This window comes from Fervidicoccaceae archaeon (assembly GCA_038878695.1).
Classification (GTDB): Archaea; Thermoproteota; Thermoprotei_A; order Sulfolobales; family Fervidicoccaceae; genus JAVZVD01.
This window is the reverse complement of sequence record JAVZVD010000003.1, coordinates 127896-145701: the sequence shown is the minus strand read 5'-3', so window position 1 is coordinate 145701 and position 17806 is coordinate 127896. Positions and strand designations below refer to the sequence as shown.

The window sequence follows — 17806 nt, the reverse complement described above, 5'->3', positions numbered from 1 at the left end:
TTCGCTCGCGAGCGTGATGACGGGGAGCTCGTCGCCCTTCGAGGTCGAGAGAGTCTCGTGGATGTTGGGCTCCTCAGAGGTTAGCGAGGCGGCCCCGGGCGACGAGCTCGCCCTCGTCGTCGTGGTGAGATATGTTGGCGCCTCTAAGCTAGGGAAGCTGAGCTTCGAGCTTCTACTCCCAGACGGATTCAGCGCCGTGGGTCGCGGGAGGTCCTACCAGGTCGAGGTCCTGAGGGGGGTCGTGGTCGAGTACGGGGCTAAGTTCAACCTGAGCGCGCCCATTTACATCTCGCGCGAGCTGAGGCCCGGTACCTACGAAGCGACTCTGATCGCGCGCTACCAGACTTTTGCGTCGGTAGGAGAGGAGACCTGCGCTCTCGAGATCGCCCTCGAGGTGACGGGGAGGCCCTCGCTCGTTGCTCGACCTCTAACGCAGCAGATCGAGCCAGGAGTGGGCGCGGTAGTCATCGAGGTGACCAACGTGGGCTCCGCCGACGCTAAGGAGGTGGCCTTAAGGCTCAGGCCTCAGTCGCCCGGGGTTACTGTGCTTCAGGACGTCGCGTACGTCGGCGCGCTCTCCACATCGGAGAGGAAGGCCGTCGAGGTCCCGGTGGAGGTCTCGAGCGCGCAGGTCGGTTCCATGCTGACGCTAGCGATAGATGTCAGCTATCGAGGGCCGAGGAGCGTCGGCTATTCCTCGACCTCGGCGTCTACGCTGCGCGTCTCTCAGCCCTCTCAGCGCTTGCTCGTGCAACTCGACTCGACGCAGGTAGAGGCTGGCGTCTCCTCGACGGTGAGGCTGAGAATACTCAACGCGGGGCCCGGGCCCATCTCGGGCACGAAAGCGGTAGTGCAAGCTCTCCCGCCGCTCTCGCTATGCAACGAAAAGGCTCTCTACGAGATCGGGGACTTGAGCGAGGGCTCGTCGACCGAGATCGCGCTCGAGCTATGCGCCCCGCCGTCGAGCTACGACTCGAGCTCGCAGCTACAGGTCGAGCTGCGCTTCACAGACTCGCGCGGAGCTCAGAGGACCGAGACCCTCCAGCTCCCCCTGAGAGTGACCGCAACGCCTCCGCAGACGTCTCGAGTGCTCATCGAGGTGCGAGAGCGAGAGCTGAGTTGTTCGGGGCTCCGCTCGGTGGAGCTCGAAGTGACGAACTTGCTCGATTACGTCATGGGGGACGCGAGCTTAACCCTAGCGGCTCAGGGGCTCGCCCTGCTCAACGCCACTCCGATCAAGCTCGGAGAGCTCGAGCCGGGCGACAAGCGCCCTCTCGCGATCGGAGTCCAGGTCCCCGCCTGTTCTTCGACGTCGGTCGCTGCGCTGAGCGCTAGGCTAGACTGGAGAACTCCTTGGGGGACCTCGGCCAGCCACTCGCAAACGCTCCCTCTGACGCTGACCCCGGGGACTCCGACGGTCTCTCTCAATGTAACTGCGAGCCGACTCGAGCTCTGGCCTCTCCAAACAGGCAACGTGACGATCGAGGTGAGCAACGCGGGGTCTGCCTCTCTCAAGAGCGTTTGCGTTGCCCTCCAAGTCGCGAGCCCGCTGATCGCTTCGTCGGATAGACAGATCTGCTGGAACGAGCTCGAGCCGGGAGAGGCTGCGACGGCGTTCTTCGAGGTGATAGCCCCTCAGCTTCCCGGAACTTATTGGGCCACAGCTCTCGCGACATACGTTGATCGAGATGGCCAGGGCTCTCAGCTCAGGCGCGCGGTCGAGGTGAAGGTCAAGGAGCCTAAGCTCTCGGACTTCGTATCGGTGAGACCCGATAGGCTCCTCTCCCCCGGCGAGCGCGTCGTTGAGATGACGATTGAGAACACGTTGAGCTTTCCGATGCTCGACGCGAGCCTGGACGTAAAGCTCCAGGGCGCGAGCCTGCTCAACGCCACTCCGATCAAGCTCGGAGAGCTCGAGCCGGGGGAGATGAGGGAGCTCGTTCTCGCGGTCTTAGTCCCGAGCTACTCGCTCAGATCCTCCGGCTTCCTCTCGGTTACGCTCTCCTGGACCAGCCCGTGGGGGGCGGACTTCGCTCACGTAGCCACGATCCCCTTGGTCTTTGAGCCGGAGCCTCCATCCGCCGGGCTCCTCGTAGACTTAATCGCGAGCCACTTCACGATAGGAGCGCGCGAATCAGCGCAGTTGGTCCTGAAGAACGCCGGGACCTCCCCTCTGCTCGACGTGATCGTGAGCGTTGACGCTGGGCAGGGGGCCAGGATCGTGGGAGAAGCGTCATGGATCGTCAAGCTCCTGGAGGTCGGGGAGAGCGTCGTCCTACCTCTCGAGGTCTACACGCCTCCGAGCACGACGTCGCAGCTCCTCTCCGTGACCGTGACGACGCAATATAAGGAGCTCGGGAGCGGTCGTGTCCTGTCATCGAGCAGAAGCTTCCAGGTACCCCTCCGAGGACTAGTCGAGCTGCGCGCGCTCGACGTCTCCGTGCTACCCGAGGCCCCGTCGCCCGGTCAGCTGTTCTCCGTGGTAGTGACCCTAGTCAACACAGGGACGTCGAGCGCGCACTCGGTCATCGTATCGCCCAGAGTCGAGGGGCTCCCCCTGAGACTGGTGGGCTCGTCCTCGGTCTTCCTCGGGGACGTGGATCCCAACAGGCCAACCACGCTGACGCTGAACTTCGTGGTGCTCAACGCGACCGATATACTCGTCATACCAATCAAGCTCAGTTACTATGATAACCTGCGGAACCCTCTCGAGAGCTACGTCAACGTAACGGTGAAGACGTCGCACCAGAACCAGACCGGAGCGTACGCATTGAACGTCGCGAGGGGCTCGACCGCGCAAACGGCCCCCTGGGCGAGGCTCGCTCTCTTCGCGGTCGGCCTCGCCGCTGGGGTGGCCATCGTCTTCGCGTGGAAGAGGCTGAGGGGCGAGGTCGGGTCTTGAGAGCGCGCGATCTCGTCGGGCTCTCCTGGAGGCAACTGCGCGAGAGGAGGCTCAGATCGATCTTGACCGTGCTAGCCGTCTCCGTCGGTGTAGTGATGATCATAGCGCTCTCGTCGATAACGGGCGGAATAGCGCGAGAGGTCGAGAAGCGCCTCATCGCCTTGGGCCCGGAGACCGTGATAGTGTCGCAGCGGGGAAGTTCTCTGCTCACGGACGCGGACGTGGCCGTGGTGAAGAGCGTCCCTCGCGTGAAGAGCGTGATCCCGCTCAGGACCCTCGTCGCCCAGGCCCCGTGGAAAGACTCCGCTCTCACGATCGTTGGGATCTCGCCCGGCGATCTAGCTAAGCTGCTGGGAGAGCTCAAGCTGGCCGAGGGCTCGCTCTATCTAGATGCCCCCGCTCCCCTCGCCGTTGCGGGGTCCAACGCGCTCATAGACGATAGAAGCGGCCAGAGGGCGTTTTCCACAAATCAGCCGGTCTCTCTCAATGTAGGAGGAAGGATCGTCGTGCTCAATGTAGTCGGAGTGCTCGAGCCTTATGGTTCGTTCTTAGGCGGGATCCCCGTGGACGACGCCATATTCGTGTCGGCGTCCTACGCCGAGACCGTAGCTAGAGGGGCTGGGTACAACATGCTGATCGTGAAGGCCGAGAGCGTTGACTCCGTTGATGAGGTGGCCGAGAGCCTGAGCGTTATTCTGCGGGGAAGAGCCAGCGTCACTTCGCTCCGACAGATGGTCTCCCAGGTCGGCCAAGTCATGGGATACATATCGATGCTCCTCATCGGGATAGCCTCCACGTCCTTCGTGGCAGCTGGGCTCGGAACCCTAAACATCATGATGGTCTCGGTCCTGGAGCGGACGAGAGAGATAGGAGTGCTCAAGGCGCTCGGGATGAGAGACGGGGACGTCATGATGTTATTCGTCTCCCAGGGGCTGATCATAGGATTGCTGGGCTTCGCCGTTGGGCTCCCATCGGGCGTGGCCGCTGCTCACTTGATAATAAGGGGGCTCGGGTCGCTGCTCGGAGCGGGATTCGGGGGCTCTCCGCGGCCCGGAGGCGCGTCGCAGTTCGCTCTCAGCGTGAGCCCGGCGTTCGACCCGATCTACGTGACGCTCGCGGCGATCGCTTCGATCCTCGTCACCGCCATAGCCAGCATATACCCGTCCTGGAGAGCGGCTAGGCTGGACCCCGTGAGGGCCCTGAGGTACGAGTGAGCGGGCGCGGGTGCGGATGGGAGAGAGCCGGCGGAGCGAGAGCGGGCGAGGCCGAGGACTCGCGGGTCGGGCCGTCGGCTTAGACCTCCTACCTCTGGACGTGCTCAGACCTCACGAGAGAGTCTCGGAGGAGCGGGTCGCGCTCGTCATGGAGGAGATCTCGAGGACTCGGGCCCTCGCCGCCCCGATCCTCGTCGACAGCAAGACCTTGGTCGTGTTGGACGGCCACCACAGACTCGAGGCTCTTAAGAGGCTCGGGGCCAGATACGCGCCTGTCCTGCTGGTCGACTACGACTGCGACCTGGTCGAGGTCGCGGCGTGGAGGGAGGGCGAAATCGTGACGAAAGAGCTCGTGAGGAGGGCCGGCCTCACCGGCGAGCTCCTGCCACCTCGCACTAGCAGACACGTCCTCAAGTTCGAGCCCCCGAGGCGCGTTTTCTCGCTGGAGGAGCTTCTCTGAGGCGCGGGCGCTGGCTGCTCAGTAGAACCTCACGACGTAAGCCGTGAGCGCTATGAGGAGGAGCCCCCCGATCACCGATATCTCCCTCGAGCGAGACGAGAGGGCCCTCCTGAGCCCGGGGGTCGAGAGCCCCGCGCAGACCGCCGCCAGCACGGCGAGGAGAGGGGAGATGAAGACGAAGTCGTAGAGGAAGAGCAGCGGGGCGGCCCGAGCCGCGGGGAGCCCGGATATCAGGCCCAGGAAGATCACGTACGGGCCCGCGCTGCAGGGGAGCAGAGTGAGCGAGATCGCGAGGCCCAGCGCGAAGGAGGCCGCCGCGCTCGTCGAGGCCCTCGAGAGCAGGCCGCTCAGGCGCGCGAGCAGCGACGAGGAGGGACCGATGCGGGGGAATTCTATGCACTCCCCCGGGCACGACCGCCCGCTCAGCCCCCTGTAGACGCTCCAAGCGCCGAGCGAGAACCCCACGACCGCGAGGGCGGCCTTCGGGACCGGGGGCAGGAGGGCGACCAGCCCTAGCCCCAGCAGCGCGTAGCCTAAGGCGACGGCCGACGCGAAGCTGAGGCCGGCGAGCAGAGCCCTGCCGACGCTCGCTCGAGCGAGCGGATCGACCGATCCCGCCAGCGAGGCCGCGACCAACATGGACGCGTAGATGTAGAAGACGCACGGATTTATCGAATCGACGAGAGCCAGAGACACCGCGGCCCGCGCCAGGTCGTGCAAACCATCAGCCCTGCTCACGCGAGCTTCTCTCGAACGCTCTCGACCATCGACTCCATGCTCAGCGGCTTATCAAGTCTCTCGTCCAACTTTATCTCCGCGATCACCCTCAATACGCCTTCGCACCTCTTGACCTCCTCGATCGCCTCCGCGATGGTCTCCAGCGCCTCGCGCACGCTCGCCGCCTCGAATATCGTCGAGGCCGGAGTCACCATGTACTTGTGGCCGCGCTTCTTGACGACCTCGACCGCCCTGGCCACGATGTTAGACACGCTGGGGCCGCCGGCGATCGGGACAACGTAAAACATCGCTATCACCGCCAAGCTCTCACCCAAAATAGCGTTTCTTGAGTGGCTAGAATTAAGCTAAGCTCTATATTTTTCGCCGACCCCTCGAACGAGGAGGAGACCCTCGCTGCTCTATCTGAAGCGAGATAGGATCGATGTAGTAGCTCGAGCCGTAGCCGAGCTAGGGCGCGGAGCTCTGCTGGCTCTCGAGAGAGGCGACCCCCAATTCGAGGCCATCTCGAGGCTCGCGGCCTCCTCAAGGGACCCCGGCCTTTTCGTCGCCATGGTCGTGGCGAACGCTCTCGTTAGCTACAAGCTCACGAGCCGAGGCGAGGAGTTCTGGGCCGAGTTCTCGCTGGCCGCCTCTTCCTCGGATGCTAGCTCTGTCGCGGAGTTCTTCGAGCGCTTTCTGCGCGAATCCAGGGCGAACAGGGCGTTGCTCGAGCAAAAGCTGAGTAGAGTGAGGGCCTTCGAGAGCTCTTCTCTCTCCGCGCTCCTCAGGGCTAGGTGGCCCGAGATCCTGTCATCGGAGGAGGGGCTCAGGGTGCTGTGGCTCAAGCTGAGCCAGCTCTTCGGCCCATCGAAGACTTCGGCGTTCGCCGTCAAAATGGCGTACTACGCGGCGAGAGCCCTTGGCCTCGAGCCCGATCCCCCGCGCGAAGTCCCCGTCCCCGTGGACCTCAGAGTCGCGTTAGTCACCGCAACGAGCGGCCTAGTGGCGGGGCGCCACTGGAGAGAGGTCTGGAGAGAGCTCCGCGGGGGGAAGAGAGAGCTCGCTTCGAGGGCGTGGGTCGCCGTGGCGGAGCGCGCCGCGATCCCCCCGCTCAACCTCGACGCGCTGCTCTGGCTCTCCGCCGACGCCGTGAGGGCTTCGGGCTTCGAGTGTCGAGCCTCCAGGACCTCGATCGAGGCGAGGCTGCTCGGGCTCGCCGGAGCGTCCGGGGGGGCCGTGGCGAGAGAGCTGACGCTCTCCCTATGCGGTGGAGATCAGTGAGATTTCAGAGCAGCGAGAGGGAGCAGGACCACGAGCTCGGCCGCGAGTCCCCCGGTCAACAGAGCTAGGGCGGCTCTAGCTCTATCCATGCCTAACACTGAGGCCGCGATAGCGCCGGACCACAGCCCGGTGAGAGGTAGAGGCAGCGCGACGAAGAGGGCGAGGCCCAGCGGCCCGTACCTATTGACGTAGGGCGAGATCCTCCTCCTCGTCGACTCAACGTACTTCTCGTAGAGCCTCCCGATCGGGTTGAGACGCTTCCTCCTCAGAATCGCTCTCTCGAGCCTATCCAAGGAGACGGGCAGCGCGAGCGCTAGCACGGCCGTCCCGAGACTAGCGAGTAGGAGGGCCGCCGCCGGCTCGAGGCCCATGGCCAGCGCCGTCAGCACGGCGTATCTCCCCTCGAATCCCGGCGCCAGCGAGAGCAGGAGAATAGCCATAGCTCTATCCGGGCTGACCACCGCGCCTCCCCCGCACCCTCTCCCCCAACGCTAGCTCGGAGACCTTGGAGCCCCAATAACCCACTAGCAAGCCCGCGAGCACGTCGCTCGCCCAGTGAGCTCCGAGGAGAATCCTCGAGAGAGCTACGCAGGCGGCATAGATCCAGAGAGGCCACCTAAGCTCTGGCCGCTTCCTCGCCGCGTAGTACGCCAAGACGGCCGCTCTCGACGAGTGACCCGATGGAAAGGCGTAGTGCCCGGCGAGAACGGCGAGGGGCGTCGCTTCAGAGTGCTCGGCTCCCGGCCTGGGGACTCCGGCCGCGACCTTCAACGCAGCCACGAGAGCCGTCGTAATGAGCATGGCCAGCGCGAACTCCAGCGCCTCCGCGCGCCCTCGGCTCCTCCTCCGAGCCAGGATCAACGCCGCCGCCACGTAGGCCGCCGCCGCGTAGATCGAGGCAGTCTCGCTCAAAGCGATCAGCGGGAGCGAGGAGCTGCGCGGAGTCAATTCGTAGACCATCTCGTCGATGGGAGCGTAGACCCCGGCTCGCGCGAGGGCGGTCAGAACTGCCACGAGCGCTCCCAGCGCGAGCGCGCCGAGGACCGCGCGGGGCTCCTCGCGCGACATGAGCCTCTCGACTCCTCGCGAGCTAGATTTGTTGCGACCTAGCGTCCAGGTCAATGAGCGTCAGCACCTTGAAATCACTCGACGTCCTGAGCCCCTCTCTCTCCTCCAGCTCGTCCACTAAGCGCTTTAATCTGATCCTAGAGCCCACGACTACGAAGAGCCCGCAGAGCTCGGCGTGAGCGCCGGCCAAGAGCCCGAGGGTGGCCGCTATGGACGGTTCATCGCGAGCGCAGAAGGCCACGAGTAGAGCCCTCGAGCCCCTCCCCAAGCATTTTGCCGGGAGAGCCAGGGCGTGGACGTGGTGCTCGCCCTCGCTGTAAGCCGCGTAGAGGCTCTCCTCCGAGTATCGCTCGCGAGAGGCTAAGCAGAGCGTCGCTCTGAGGCGGCTCGAGATGACCGAGGCGAAGGCGCTCGAATAACTCTCCGGCGCCGAGACCACCGTCTCGATCCTCGAGGCTCCGAGGGCTTCTACCACTTTATGCGCCGAGAGCTCGATTATGCCCGGGTTGCTCGCGAGGACCCACAGCTCTCTCTCGTTGAGATTCAAGCGCGCGACCGCGCTCTCCAGGAGACCGCTTTCGCGTATCTTAACGAGCAGTCTGCGGGCGGTCTCGCGCTCGGGCACAGATCTCAGCGTCGCGTATCTCCAGAGCACTTGAGAGGGGATCCCGAGCGTCTCCTCGAGCTCGCGGAAAGAGTAGAAGTAGTTGAGGAGCCTCACGAGATCGACGAGGAGATGCCGTGAGCCTCTGTCCGCGTGTCCTTGCTTCATCGAAGAACCACTCTGACCCCCGACCTGCTCGGGCACCTACGAGACCTCCTCGAATCAGTTTAAAGTTATTTCGTTAATGATCTCGCGCCAATTCGTTAACCTCGCGTTGACTTTCTCATCTCACGCCGTGATGCTATTCGGAGCGGCCGGGCCGCCTTATGCCGCTTCGCTTTCTTCTCTCTCGCGTCAACGCACGTATTTATCGATGCCGCCGGAATACCGCTAAGCGGGAAGCACCATGAGCAAGAAGAAGGAGAAGAAGGAGGAGAAGAAGGAGGAGAAGAAGTAGAGCGACTTTCGAGGCTCCCGAAATGCTTGACTCTTACGCTTTTTATCGCTTCTCTCCCCCCTCCGCTTCGCTAATGATTCTCTGAGATCCGGCGGCTCTAGCTCGCGAGGGCTCAAGAAGCGTATCTAAGTAGCTCGCCCACGAGCTCGCCGAAGTCCACGGAGGCCACGGCTAGGTATTTGTCGGAGGCGCCGTAGTACACGTAGAGTCTGCCGTCGAGGATAACGTGACCGCAGGAGAACACTATGTCGCCTCCGTCTCTTTCGTACCACTCTCTCGGCTCTAGCAGAGGATACGGGAGCCTCGCCAACACGGTGGTCGGGTCCTCCCTATCCAAGAGGGCCGCGCCGAGCCTGTAGGCCCCATCGTAGGCGCTCCTCGCGTGATATATCATGACCCAGCCCTCGCTCGTCTCAACCGGCACGCCGGCCAGGCCGACCTTGTCGCTGTCCCAGGACCTCGGCCTGGGCCTCATCACCTCGTATCCTCTGACCCAATAGCCCTCGAAGTCTAGGCTCTCGACGAAGTCCACCCAGATGCTCGGGAAGAATCTGTGTATCACCACGTATCTACCTTGAATCCTCTTGGGGAGGAGGCAGGCGTTCTTGTCCCACACGCCCGGCGGGCTCACGAGGATCGGCTTAGTCCACGCCGACCACCTCCTCTCGAGGAACTCGCCGACGCGTATCGAGGTCAGGGCCACCCTGACGTAATCGAACGCGTCGCTGACGGCCGTGTACAACATGTAGATCGTGTCGTCCAAGATCGTGAGTCGCGGATCTTCGCAGCCCACCGGGCCGGGGCCGCCGAGCACCCTCGACTCGAACTCCTCTCTCGGCGCGTAGATAGGCTCGTCGAGGTTCTCCTCTATCGAGACGCCGTCGCTCGTCACCGCGAGACCTATGGTCGACGTGAGGTCCGCGGATTGCGCCCTGTACAATATATATATCTTGCCTCGAAGCATCAACGCCCCGGCGTTGAAGACGGCGCTGCTCCTGAACCGCCTCGCGGGGTCGGGCGACAGCAGGGGATTCGATTTGTGCCTCTGGAGCTTAACCGGCGCGCCCAACTCTACACTCCCTCAATAGATAGTCCAGGAGCCGCGCGAGCTCTACGCGAGCGAGCGCGACGTACTTGTCGGCGGCCCCGTAGTAGACCCAGACCTCGTCGCCCACCAGCAGAGCTCCCGAGGGGAAGGCGATCCCCCTCGGGTAGGCGTTCTGCGTGAGCTCGTACTCCAGCTCGGGCCTCAGCAGAGGCCTAGTCGAGAGAGCCACGAGCTCGCTCGGGTCATCCGCTCTGAGCAGCGCGGCGGTGATGCTGAACTCGACGAAGTGCCCCTTCTCGTAGAGTATATCCGGGAGGAAGAGGAGCCAGTGGTCGTCGACCTCGAGCGGAGGGGTCCCCAATTCGACGAAGGGTTTCTCGCTCGTCCCCCTCAGCAGCGCCTTAGCCTCGCTCAGAGCGCCTCTCCAAAATTCCTCCTCTAGCAGGTCCCTCACGTCGTCGAACGCGACGAGCACTACGCTGGAGGGGGGTCTATCGGGGTTCAGGGTCAGAGCCATCAAGTAGCGGCCCTCGTATTTTCTCGGGAAGACGAAGCCGGCTTTGGAGTTGTAGGGGCAAATCACGCCGACTTTCGTGCACTTGACCAGGTCCTCGGAGAGGGCCAGGGCGAGCCTCACGGACTCAGGCCTCGGGGGCCACCTGCTGACGGCCGTGTACGTGATGAAATAGGTCGAGCCGACTCGAGTCACCCTGGGGTCCTCCGTGGCGTAGGCCTCCCAGGGCCGCTCGGGCCCGATGAAAAGCCCCCTCCGCTCGAAGCTCACGCCGTCCGAGCTCTCCGCTCTCATTATCGTCGATATCTTGATATGCTCCTCGGGGGATCTTTGCAGAGGCCTCGATAGAGCGCGGTACAGCATCACCACCTTCTCGCCGCGCTTGATCACCGTCGGATTGAACACCGCCTCTCCCTCGAGCCAGAAATCCGCGCGCGGCGTCAGGATCGGGTTGCCCGCGTGCCTCCTCAGCTTAAGCAAGAGCGAGTCCTCCGGTCGATCGACTGAGAGCTCCCGAGCTAAAAGCGCGAGGGCTCGCCGGGAGGCCCTCAGAGCTCCCTCGACAGCTCGTCCCTCAGCGGGCCCAGGTCTAGCTCCCCGAGAGCCACGAAGTAGTCCGAGGCGCCGTAGTAAATGAGGAGCTTCTCTCCCTCGAGCAGAGAGCCCGTGGGATAAATCACGTTGGGAGTCACGGGCTCGTGGAGCTCGTACCAGGCCTCCGGCTCGGCGACGGGCTCGGGCGATCTGTACAGCACCCTCGACGGGTCCTCTCCGTCGAGTACCATGACGCCGATCTTGTATCTGTAGCCGTCGCTCTCGGCGAAGTCCCTCGGGCTCAGGCCCTCGCTGTAGTAGTAGTCGTCCCACCCGGTCACGCCGTAGTACGTCGCCAGGAAGTAGGGGCCCCACTCGACGACGCTGCCCACGCCTATCTTCCTGCTGTCCCACGACGGAGGCCTCGTTCTTATGGCGGGGTAACCCCATAGGTACCTCCTCGTCAGCTCCGAGACGTCGTCGACGTAGTCGAGCCACACGTGCGGGAATATCCTGTGGAAGAACGCGATCTTGCCCCTCACTCTCCTCGGCAGCATCACGACGCTCTTGTCAGGTATGCTGGGGTGCGTGACCGGGATCGGCTTGGCCCACATGTCCCACCTCTCGTTGAGAAAGTCTACGACGTCTATCCACGTGAGGGCGCCGCGGGGAGGGTCCACCCCGTTGAAGGCCACGTACGTCAGGTAAATCCTATTATTCATCAGCGCGATCCTCGGGTCCTCCACTCCGAAGCAGCTCGCCCCCGAGACGTGTCTGAAGCTCGCCACCCTGGAGCAGAAGTCCTTGCCGCGCAGCTCTCCCAGAGCCTCCGGGTGCGTCTCGAATCTGGCTCTCGGCACGTAGACGGGCTGGGGCATTCTATCGAGGAATTCGTAGCCGTCCCTCGATACGGCCAGGCCCAGAGTCGAGACGCAATTCCTCGAGACCTGTCTATACACCATGTAGATTTTGCCGCCGTATCTGAAGACCGCCGGGTTGAACGTCCCCCCGGCTTCCCAGAAGCAGCCGGGCCTGGGCGCGAGCACGGGATTGCCCTCGTATCTGCGCATGAGCGGGCAGGGGGCCACGACCGGCTCCTTATCAGGCCTCCTCGCGAACGGATTAAAAGCGTTCCACGCGGAAGCCGCCCCCGGCCGGCTCTTCGCGAGGCTTTGAGCACGAATCTTCAAATACGAACGAAGATAATAGATCGACGGCGCGGGCCGCGAGAGCCCTCGGTCCGATTTCCCGCTGGCTCGCCGAGAGGAGGGGGCCCGTGGCCTAGCCAGGATAAGGCGCCGGCCTTCGGAGCCGGAGACCCCGGGTTCGAATCCCGGCGGGCCCGCTGGTCTTTCGATCGCTTTCGCGGACCGGGGGGCTCTCGCGAGAGCGAGAGCCGAGCGCGCTCTCGGTCTTTTCTACTTGCTCCGCTTGGCGAAGAGCGAGGCGAGGTCTACGGCGCTGCTCCAATCCCCCGAATCCCTGCTCGGCCTCTTTTGACTCGAAGAGGTCTAGAGCCCGTCTCATGATTAAGTTAATAAAGTTAACAATCTATATAACGTCATGACTACTATTAATAGCCCGAAGAGCTTCCTTAACGTAGTGCTTAATATGTACTTAGATGTTATTCTAGCCCCCGCGTACGATGCCGCCGTACTAACAATAAGTAACGTAGCTACCATAGTTACGTCGAGCGACATGCTGCCTAACCTAGGTATGAGCGCCGAGAACGAGGGAGGGCACACCGCAACCGCGTTGATGCCCGCAGCCTTCTTAGGCTCGAAGCCGGCCACGATCAAAGTCGGCATTAGGAGGAATCCGGGGCCCACGCCCAGAAATCCCGAGAGCATCGATATGGGAACGGCGAGTAGCAATGCGATTAAGTACCTCTCATTCTTAGGTACTGCCTTAACAGGTTTAAACAACCTATAAGCCAAATATGATACAGCTATGAAGTAACTAATCCACACATATACCTGCGGTACATACATAACTAGCAAGGAACCTACGGGCGCCGATGAAGTAGTGACCACGGCTAATAACAGCGCCCTCTTCCACTCGACAAGCCCACTCCTAGAGAACCCGATGGCCGAGAATAATGCTGTAAATCCGTTCAACAGCAACGCCAGCGGCTGCACCTCGCGAACTAAATCAGTTAAGAAAATGCTCAAAAAAGGAATTGCCGCAAATGCCACACCGAGACCAAGCATGCCGGAGAGTAGCGATAAAACAGCGAGGCCGCAATTCATCAGCACAATCTCTTCTAACGACATACTACCAACTCAATGCCTTTCAGTCTTTTCTGATTGCTTCGCCTGAGGATCCGCGAGACTCTGTCGTAGCTGACGCTGCCGAACGCCTCCTCCTTTCAGTCTTTTCTGATTGCTTCGCGACGAGCGCGAGCGCGTACTCTAGCATGTTCTCTCCGAACCGAGAGTGCGACTTTCAGTCTTTTCTGATTGCTTCTCGACAGGTACGTCGACTCGCCCGAGGAGGCCGAGCGCTTGTGCTCGACGATTAACTTTCAGTCTTTTCTGATTGCTTCGCCGACGACTATTGAGATGGAATCCACCGGGAAGAGGAATATGCCCTTCTTTCAGTCTTTTCTGATTGCTTCCCGTCGGTCGAGGTAACCGCGTGGAAGGATGGATGGATAGATGTGGAGATAAGCGTCTTCCACTTCCTGACCTGGGCACTCGACAGGGACGAGATGTGTGAGGAGCTTGAAAAGGAGTTCTACAAGTTTGCGGAAAGCAGGGACGGATCGTGGTTCACACTAATGCAGGAATTCGCTGACGAAGTCCTCGGGGAGAAGTACGGATACGAGGTGCTGGGGCACTGGAACACCTACAACTTCGAGTGCAACCTGCTGTCGCAGGTTCTACAGGGAATAACATTCAAGGTTGGCGATGACTACTACGTGATGCTGCAGGTGCACAACGGATGCGACGTGCGCGGCGGGTACACGAAGCCCCGGTTCTTCAAGCTGGCGGTCGACGAATACGACTTCTACGACGCGATGTGCAGCGTGAGGGCGTCCTGCGGCTGCACAACCGTTTACATCGACCGCGGCGAGCTCCGAGTAGCATCTGACGACGACTCGGAGGGAGAAGTTGAAGAGGACGACGATCTGCCGGGCTACTGGCGAGCGGTGCCAAAACGCGAGAACGCCGAGAGCTGGGAGTACAAGCTCGCGTGCGAGCGCTGCAATCGCGAAGTGGAGTTCTACTCGTACATGGACGACTACGGATGACCGCCGCTAGCTCCGAACCCAAACGCCTTTTTTCCCCTCTTTCCACTTTTTAAACCTGGTGGTGGAATGAAGACCATTAAGCTTAAGGATGAGACGTACAAGGCGCTCGCCAGGGTCCTCGGAGAGCTCACCGCGGACTGCGGTAAGCGCCTGACGTTCGACGACGCGATAAAGACCCTCGTGGACCTCTGGTTCAAGGTCGGGAGAAAGCAGATGATACATGGGATACCAACGGACAACGTTGCGACGAAGGGTGAGGGCAGAGTGGGGCCGTTCATAGCTGGGCTGTACACTGCAGCCGTTAGGAGCGCTGAGGCAGCTATAAGGATAATGAAGGAGGAGGGGGATAAGCTGACGCCGGAGGACATAGCTTATCTCGAGCACGTGATCAGAGAGGGGAAGATAGCCAAGAGGTTCCTCGATGAGCACGGGATACGCGTTAAGTCGCCGCTGCTGGACAGCTACCAGATGGACGAAGACATCGATCAAAGCAGCACCGCAGGGCAGTCGTAATACTTCTTAATTAAAGTACACCCCGCTCGGGGAGGGTCTCGGTGAGCGAGGAAGTTGAGAGAACTCTCGAGAAGTTCTTCGAGGGCGTAAGAGGTGTAACCTGCTTCAGGGAGAGGCTCAAGATACACGCTCCAACGCTTTCAGTCTTTTCTGATTGCTTCGCGATTCTCCGCGCAAGCCCCATCTTTTAGTTCTTTGTTATTTTGCGACTTGTACACATAATAATATAAAGCGGGGGAATAATACTTTTAGTTCTTTGTTATTTTGCGTTCGTGGTAGACCTCGATGGTAGCGACGAGAAGATCTTTTAGTTCTTTGTTATTTTGCGCCCAAGTCCAGGTCCCCCGGTGGGGGGAGTTCGAACTCTTTTAGTTCTTTGTTATTTTGCGACTCCCGTTACGACTCTGTCTCCCTGGAACCTACCCTGCTTTTAGTTCTTTGTTATTTTGCGAGTCCTCGAAGCTCACTTCGAGTTCGCCCGCGAACTCTTTTAGTTCTTTGTTATTTTGCGTCATCCTCTCAACCACTTCGGGGCCGAGAGCGCTCTCTTTTAGTTCTTTGTTATTTTGCGGAGTAAACGACCTAGCCGCCCAACTAGTAACGTTATCTTTTAGTTCTTTGTTATTTTGCGGAAAAGTTTATTAACCTCAAAAACAAGAATAAGGGGCTTTTAGTTCTTTGTTATTTTGCGTATCCTTGCCCTCCTCGAGAGCCCTCTTGATCTCCACTTTTAGTTCTTTGTTATTTTGCGCCGGAGCTGGAGCACGTCCATGCCGTGCTATCAGCATCTTTTAGTTCTTTGTTATTTTGCGCGGCCCCCGGGCCAGGCGGAGGTGATCCTCCCTAGCTTTTAGTTCTTTGTTATTTTGCGAGAGTTAGCGACGTCGATTTGATCTTGCTGACGCTGAGCTTTTAGTTCTTTGTTATTTTGCGACGTGACCTGCCCGAGCTGCCGGAAGTATTTCAAGGCACTTTTAGTTCTTTGTTATTTTGCGACTACGTAGTCGATGGGGGTCACTCCGACCATCTCCTCTTTTAGTTCTTTGTTATTTTGCGTCTCTCGACTGAGGGAGAGGATCCTCGGGCAATGATCTTTTAGTTCTTTGTTATTTTGCGTTTGCGACAGCTCGGGCAAGTCACATAGATCATTCTCTTTTAGTTCTTTGTTATTTTGCGCCGGGGGGTTCCCCGCACAGACTATCTTAACGTTGCGCTTTTAGTTCTTTGTTATTTTGCGAGGTCTCTCGCGTGGCGCTTTTCATCTACTCTCCCGTTCTCACCCAAGGTTTATAGAGGTTCGGGCGAGAGGGCGAGCCCCGCCCACGAGAATCGACGCGAGTAGCTCACCTCCGTTGTCTATCTATTGCTGTTATGGTATAGTATCTTTTTCGGGTTGTACGTGTAAGTGTAGCGTACTTGTCTGCTTCCTGTCCTTATTCTCGTTGCGAGTTTAATCGCGTTGATGTAGATAGCTCTATGCGGCGTAATCCTCGTTCCCCGTACTCTCGCATTCAGTATATTGAATAGTTCTTTCGACATCACGCTCAGGGATTCCTTAGTTAAGTAGCCGCCTTCATCTAACACTGGGAGTTTCTCCGCCTTCCTAAGTACTCTGATCACAGCGTGCACAGCTATCGGTTTATACATCTCGGTATAGTCGTAGACGAGTGGGACGGAGTACCTTGTCTTATGATGTAGCCCGTATGTGGGGTCTAGTCCGCTGGCGAGGAGCGCTCTAGTGCTTAAGGAGTAGAGAACCGCGTACAGAGCCGATATGGACTGATTAAACGGGTCTTTCGCGCGTGGATTCCTACCCTGAAACTCGTACTTATTCTCAAGCTCGTTGAGTATGTTACTCGGTATGAGGTCTATCATTAGCTGCCAGTACCTGCGGCTCGCAGTCGCCTCCCAGCGCAGTAGGTCTCTCTTCGCTACTGCTTCCTCGAGATCCGCCTCCGGAGCGCTCTTCTCGTGGTATTTGAGTATGTTTGATAAGCCTCTGAACTTAGCCTTCAGAATCTCCAGCATGATTTCAGCTTTCTCATCATCGCTCAAAGAGTACTGAGCACGTCTTGTTTCACTATAAAGTGTCACTACTGGAACTGTTAGAATGGAGACACCCAACTTATTGACTATTGACAAAGGAATGTTATACCTAGAGAGTAGAGAAACTACTCCGCAGTCTATTCTAGTGGTAGCTCCTAGGACCACAACAGCCTCTATGTCTCTAATATTCACCTCTCTGTAGGTACCGTCTTTTCGATGTATGATCAAGCTACTACGGCTTTTCCTGGTCACGAGCTCAGCGTTCTTAATAAAGATCGTTCTCAAGCCTCACTCCCTAGAGGGCATGAATGCTTTAAATCACACAAGCTACAAATCCACGGATGCTCCGCCCTCCTGTTTTCAGATAGCTCTACTGCTTTCTCGTGCTTCAGTCTCGAGAAAAGCCTTCTGAAGCGATTAACGGCGTTTTCTCTGAATGAAACGAGGTAGACGTGTCTGGGGTTAACGACTAGCCCCACCACTCTGCAACCGTAGTAGATGTATGCGGCTATGGAGTAGAACAGCATCTCTCCGTAGATTAGGTGTCGTGTGCTGGGGGAGAGCGTTGCCTCGACAACCAAGATTAGATCGTCTAGCTCTGTGCCGTAGAGGAGGTACATTAGGTCGGGGACCCCGCATACCGTGTAGGTGGAGTCCTTCAGCGTTAGCGTGAGACACAGCTTCATCCGCTCTAGCTCGAGAGCCTTTACACGCTTCGAGAAGAAGGCGTTGCCGAGAGCGTTCCTTAAGACTTTCACTAGCTCGTCGTGCTTACCCTTCATCTCTTCAACCGTGTGAGGCGTCGTGTACGAGAGCGAGCCAGCCGATGAAAGCACGATGTTCTTAGCAAGAGGGCACTTAGCCATCCACGAGAGCATCGTGGCTGAGAGGTGCGCTACGCTAGACGACCTCGAAGGAGATGTCCTCAACCCTCTTGCAATCCACCTTGGTGCATAGAACAGCCCGCATGTACTCCTGCTCCTGTACAAGGACGATAAACACGCTATCGCGTTCTCCAACGAGCTCTCCAGCTTTCTCCCGAATTTTTTCCACGATGCTTTGTCCCCCGACGCCGGCGTAGACGCTTCTATTGACCATCGATAGACCGAGAAACCTGAGGAACCTGCGTAGGCGTCCCCGCACGCGTTCGTCCGAGACGTCAAAGGCGACGATGACATACATCCTATCACTCGCT

At 59.6% G+C, this 17806-nt stretch carries 18 protein-coding genes, 1 tRNA gene and 2 CRISPR repeat arrays; of the genes, 7 read left to right on the top strand and 12 right to left on the bottom strand.

Going from position 1 to position 17806, the window contains the following annotated elements:
• The first annotated feature begins 13 nt into the window (after positions 1 to 13).
• The 3 genes from QXU97_05550 to QXU97_05540 are packed head-to-tail and all read left to right on the top strand — an operon-like array spanning position 14 to position 4576.
• A complete protein-coding gene (locus QXU97_05550) occupies positions 14 to 2902 on the top strand; it encodes a hypothetical protein (protein MEM4036053.1) in 2889 nt (962 codons plus the stop codon).
• Entirely contained in the window at positions 2899 to 4116 is a 1218-nt protein-coding gene (locus tag QXU97_05545) for an FtsX-like permease family protein (protein ID MEM4036052.1), read from the top strand. The genes QXU97_05550 and QXU97_05545 overlap by 4 nt, the downstream gene beginning before the upstream one ends.
• 16 nt (positions 4117 to 4132) lie before the next feature.
• On the top strand, positions 4133 to 4576 hold the full coding sequence (locus QXU97_05540; GenBank protein ID MEM4036051.1) for a ParB N-terminal domain-containing protein: 444 nt from the start codon (positions 4133 to 4135) through the stop codon (positions 4574 to 4576).
• A gap of 18 nt (positions 4577 to 4594) precedes the next feature.
• Here the strand turns inward: QXU97_05540 and QXU97_05535 are convergent, their stop codons facing one another.
• Both QXU97_05535 and QXU97_05530 read right to left on the bottom strand, forming a co-directional pair.
• On the bottom strand, positions 4595 to 5314 hold the full coding sequence (locus QXU97_05535; GenBank protein MEM4036050.1) for a hypothetical protein: 720 nt from the start codon (positions 5312 to 5314) through the stop codon (positions 4595 to 4597).
• Positions 5311 to 5610 carry an MTH1187 family thiamine-binding protein gene (locus QXU97_05530; GenBank protein ID MEM4036049.1) on the bottom strand — a complete coding sequence of 100 codons (300 nt, stop codon included), beginning with the start codon at positions 5608 to 5610 and terminating at the stop codon, positions 5311 to 5313. Before QXU97_05530 ends, QXU97_05535 begins: the two co-directional genes overlap by 4 nt.
• A gap of 97 nt (positions 5611 to 5707) precedes the next feature.
• Here QXU97_05530 and QXU97_05525 point away from each other — a divergent pair, with 97 nt between their 5' ends.
• Positions 5708 to 6574 carry an N-glycosylase/DNA lyase gene (locus tag QXU97_05525; GenBank protein ID MEM4036048.1) on the top strand — a complete coding sequence of 289 codons (867 nt, stop codon included), beginning with the start codon at positions 5708 to 5710 and terminating at the stop codon, positions 6572 to 6574.
• Here QXU97_05525 and QXU97_05520 read toward each other — a convergent pair.
• The 6 genes from QXU97_05520 to QXU97_05495 all read right to left on the bottom strand — a co-directional run bounded on the left by QXU97_05520 (position 6568) and on the right by QXU97_05495 (position 11887).
• On the bottom strand, positions 6568 to 7035 hold the full coding sequence (locus tag QXU97_05520; GenBank protein MEM4036047.1) for a small multi-drug export protein: 468 nt from the start codon (positions 7033 to 7035) through the stop codon (positions 6568 to 6570). The genes QXU97_05525 and QXU97_05520 overlap by 7 nt on opposite strands.
• Positions 7019 to 7642, bottom strand: a complete 624-nt coding sequence (locus QXU97_05515; GenBank protein ID MEM4036046.1) for a phosphatase PAP2 family protein — start codon at positions 7640 to 7642, stop codon at positions 7019 to 7021. The genes QXU97_05520 and QXU97_05515 overlap by 17 nt, the downstream gene beginning before the upstream one ends.
• A gap of 22 nt (positions 7643 to 7664) precedes the next feature.
• Positions 7665 to 8450, bottom strand: a complete 786-nt coding sequence (locus QXU97_05510) for a hypothetical protein (protein ID MEM4036045.1) — start codon at positions 8448 to 8450, stop codon at positions 7665 to 7667.
• Between the two features lie 365 nt (positions 8451 to 8815).
• The gene (locus QXU97_05505; GenBank protein ID MEM4036044.1) at positions 8816 to 9772 is read right to left on the bottom strand and encodes a hypothetical protein; all 957 of its coding nucleotides are present in this window, start codon (positions 9770 to 9772) and stop codon (positions 8816 to 8818) included.
• Positions 9756 to 10745, bottom strand: a complete 990-nt coding sequence (locus QXU97_05500) for a hypothetical protein (GenBank protein ID MEM4036043.1) — start codon at positions 10743 to 10745, stop codon at positions 9756 to 9758. The genes QXU97_05505 and QXU97_05500 overlap by 17 nt, the downstream gene beginning before the upstream one ends.
• A 68-nt stretch (positions 10746 to 10813) precedes the next feature.
• Entirely contained in the window at positions 10814 to 11887 is a 1074-nt protein-coding gene (locus QXU97_05495) for a hypothetical protein (protein ID MEM4036042.1), read from the bottom strand.
• A 182-nt stretch (positions 11888 to 12069) separates the two neighbouring features.
• Here QXU97_05495 and QXU97_05490 point away from each other — a divergent pair.
• Positions 12070 to 12144 (top strand) — tRNA-Arg (locus QXU97_05490).
• Between the two features lie 184 nt (positions 12145 to 12328).
• Here the strand turns inward: QXU97_05490 and QXU97_05485 are convergent.
• Positions 12329 to 13048 (bottom strand): sulfite exporter TauE/SafE family protein, encoded by a 720-nt coding sequence (locus QXU97_05485; GenBank protein ID MEM4036041.1) that lies wholly within the window; start codon positions 13046 to 13048, stop codon positions 12329 to 12331.
• A gap of 40 nt (positions 13049 to 13088) precedes the next feature.
• A CRISPR array of direct repeats spans positions 13089 to 13418; the repeat unit is 24 nt; unit sequence CTTTCAGTCTTTTCTGATTGCTTC.
• Positions 13419 to 13578: 160 nt separating this feature from the next.
• On the opposite strand from QXU97_05485, the gene QXU97_05480 reads away from it, so the two are divergent.
• Both QXU97_05480 and QXU97_05475 read left to right on the top strand, forming a co-directional pair.
• The gene (locus QXU97_05480; protein ID MEM4036040.1) at positions 13579 to 14052 is read left to right on the top strand and encodes a hypothetical protein; all 474 of its coding nucleotides are present in this window, start codon (positions 13579 to 13581) and stop codon (positions 14050 to 14052) included.
• A 66-nt stretch (positions 14053 to 14118) separates the two neighbouring features.
• Positions 14119 to 14565 (top strand): hypothetical protein, encoded by a 447-nt coding sequence (locus QXU97_05475; GenBank protein MEM4036039.1) that lies wholly within the window; start codon positions 14119 to 14121, stop codon positions 14563 to 14565.
• Between the two features lie 184 nt (positions 14566 to 14749).
• Positions 14750 to 15802: direct repeats of the CRISPR family, unit length 24 nt; unit sequence CTTTTAGTTCTTTGTTATTTTGCG.
• A gap of 119 nt (positions 15803 to 15921) precedes the next feature.
• Here the strand turns inward: QXU97_05475 and cas1 are convergent.
• Genes cas1 through cas2 form a run of 3 tightly spaced genes read right to left on the bottom strand, consistent with a single transcriptional unit; the run spans position 15922 to position 17793 of the window.
• A complete protein-coding gene (gene cas1, locus QXU97_05470) occupies positions 15922 to 16896 on the bottom strand; it encodes a CRISPR-associated endonuclease Cas1 (protein ID MEM4036038.1) in 975 nt (324 codons plus the stop codon).
• Positions 16893 to 17540 (bottom strand): hypothetical protein, encoded by a 648-nt coding sequence (locus QXU97_05465; GenBank protein ID MEM4036037.1) that lies wholly within the window; start codon positions 17538 to 17540, stop codon positions 16893 to 16895. Before QXU97_05465 ends, cas1 begins: the two co-directional genes overlap by 4 nt.
• A complete protein-coding gene (gene cas2 / locus QXU97_05460) occupies positions 17512 to 17793 on the bottom strand; it encodes a CRISPR-associated endonuclease Cas2 (protein MEM4036036.1) in 282 nt (93 codons plus the stop codon). Before cas2 ends, QXU97_05465 begins: the two co-directional genes overlap by 29 nt.
• Between the last annotated feature and the right edge of the window lie 13 nt (positions 17794 to 17806).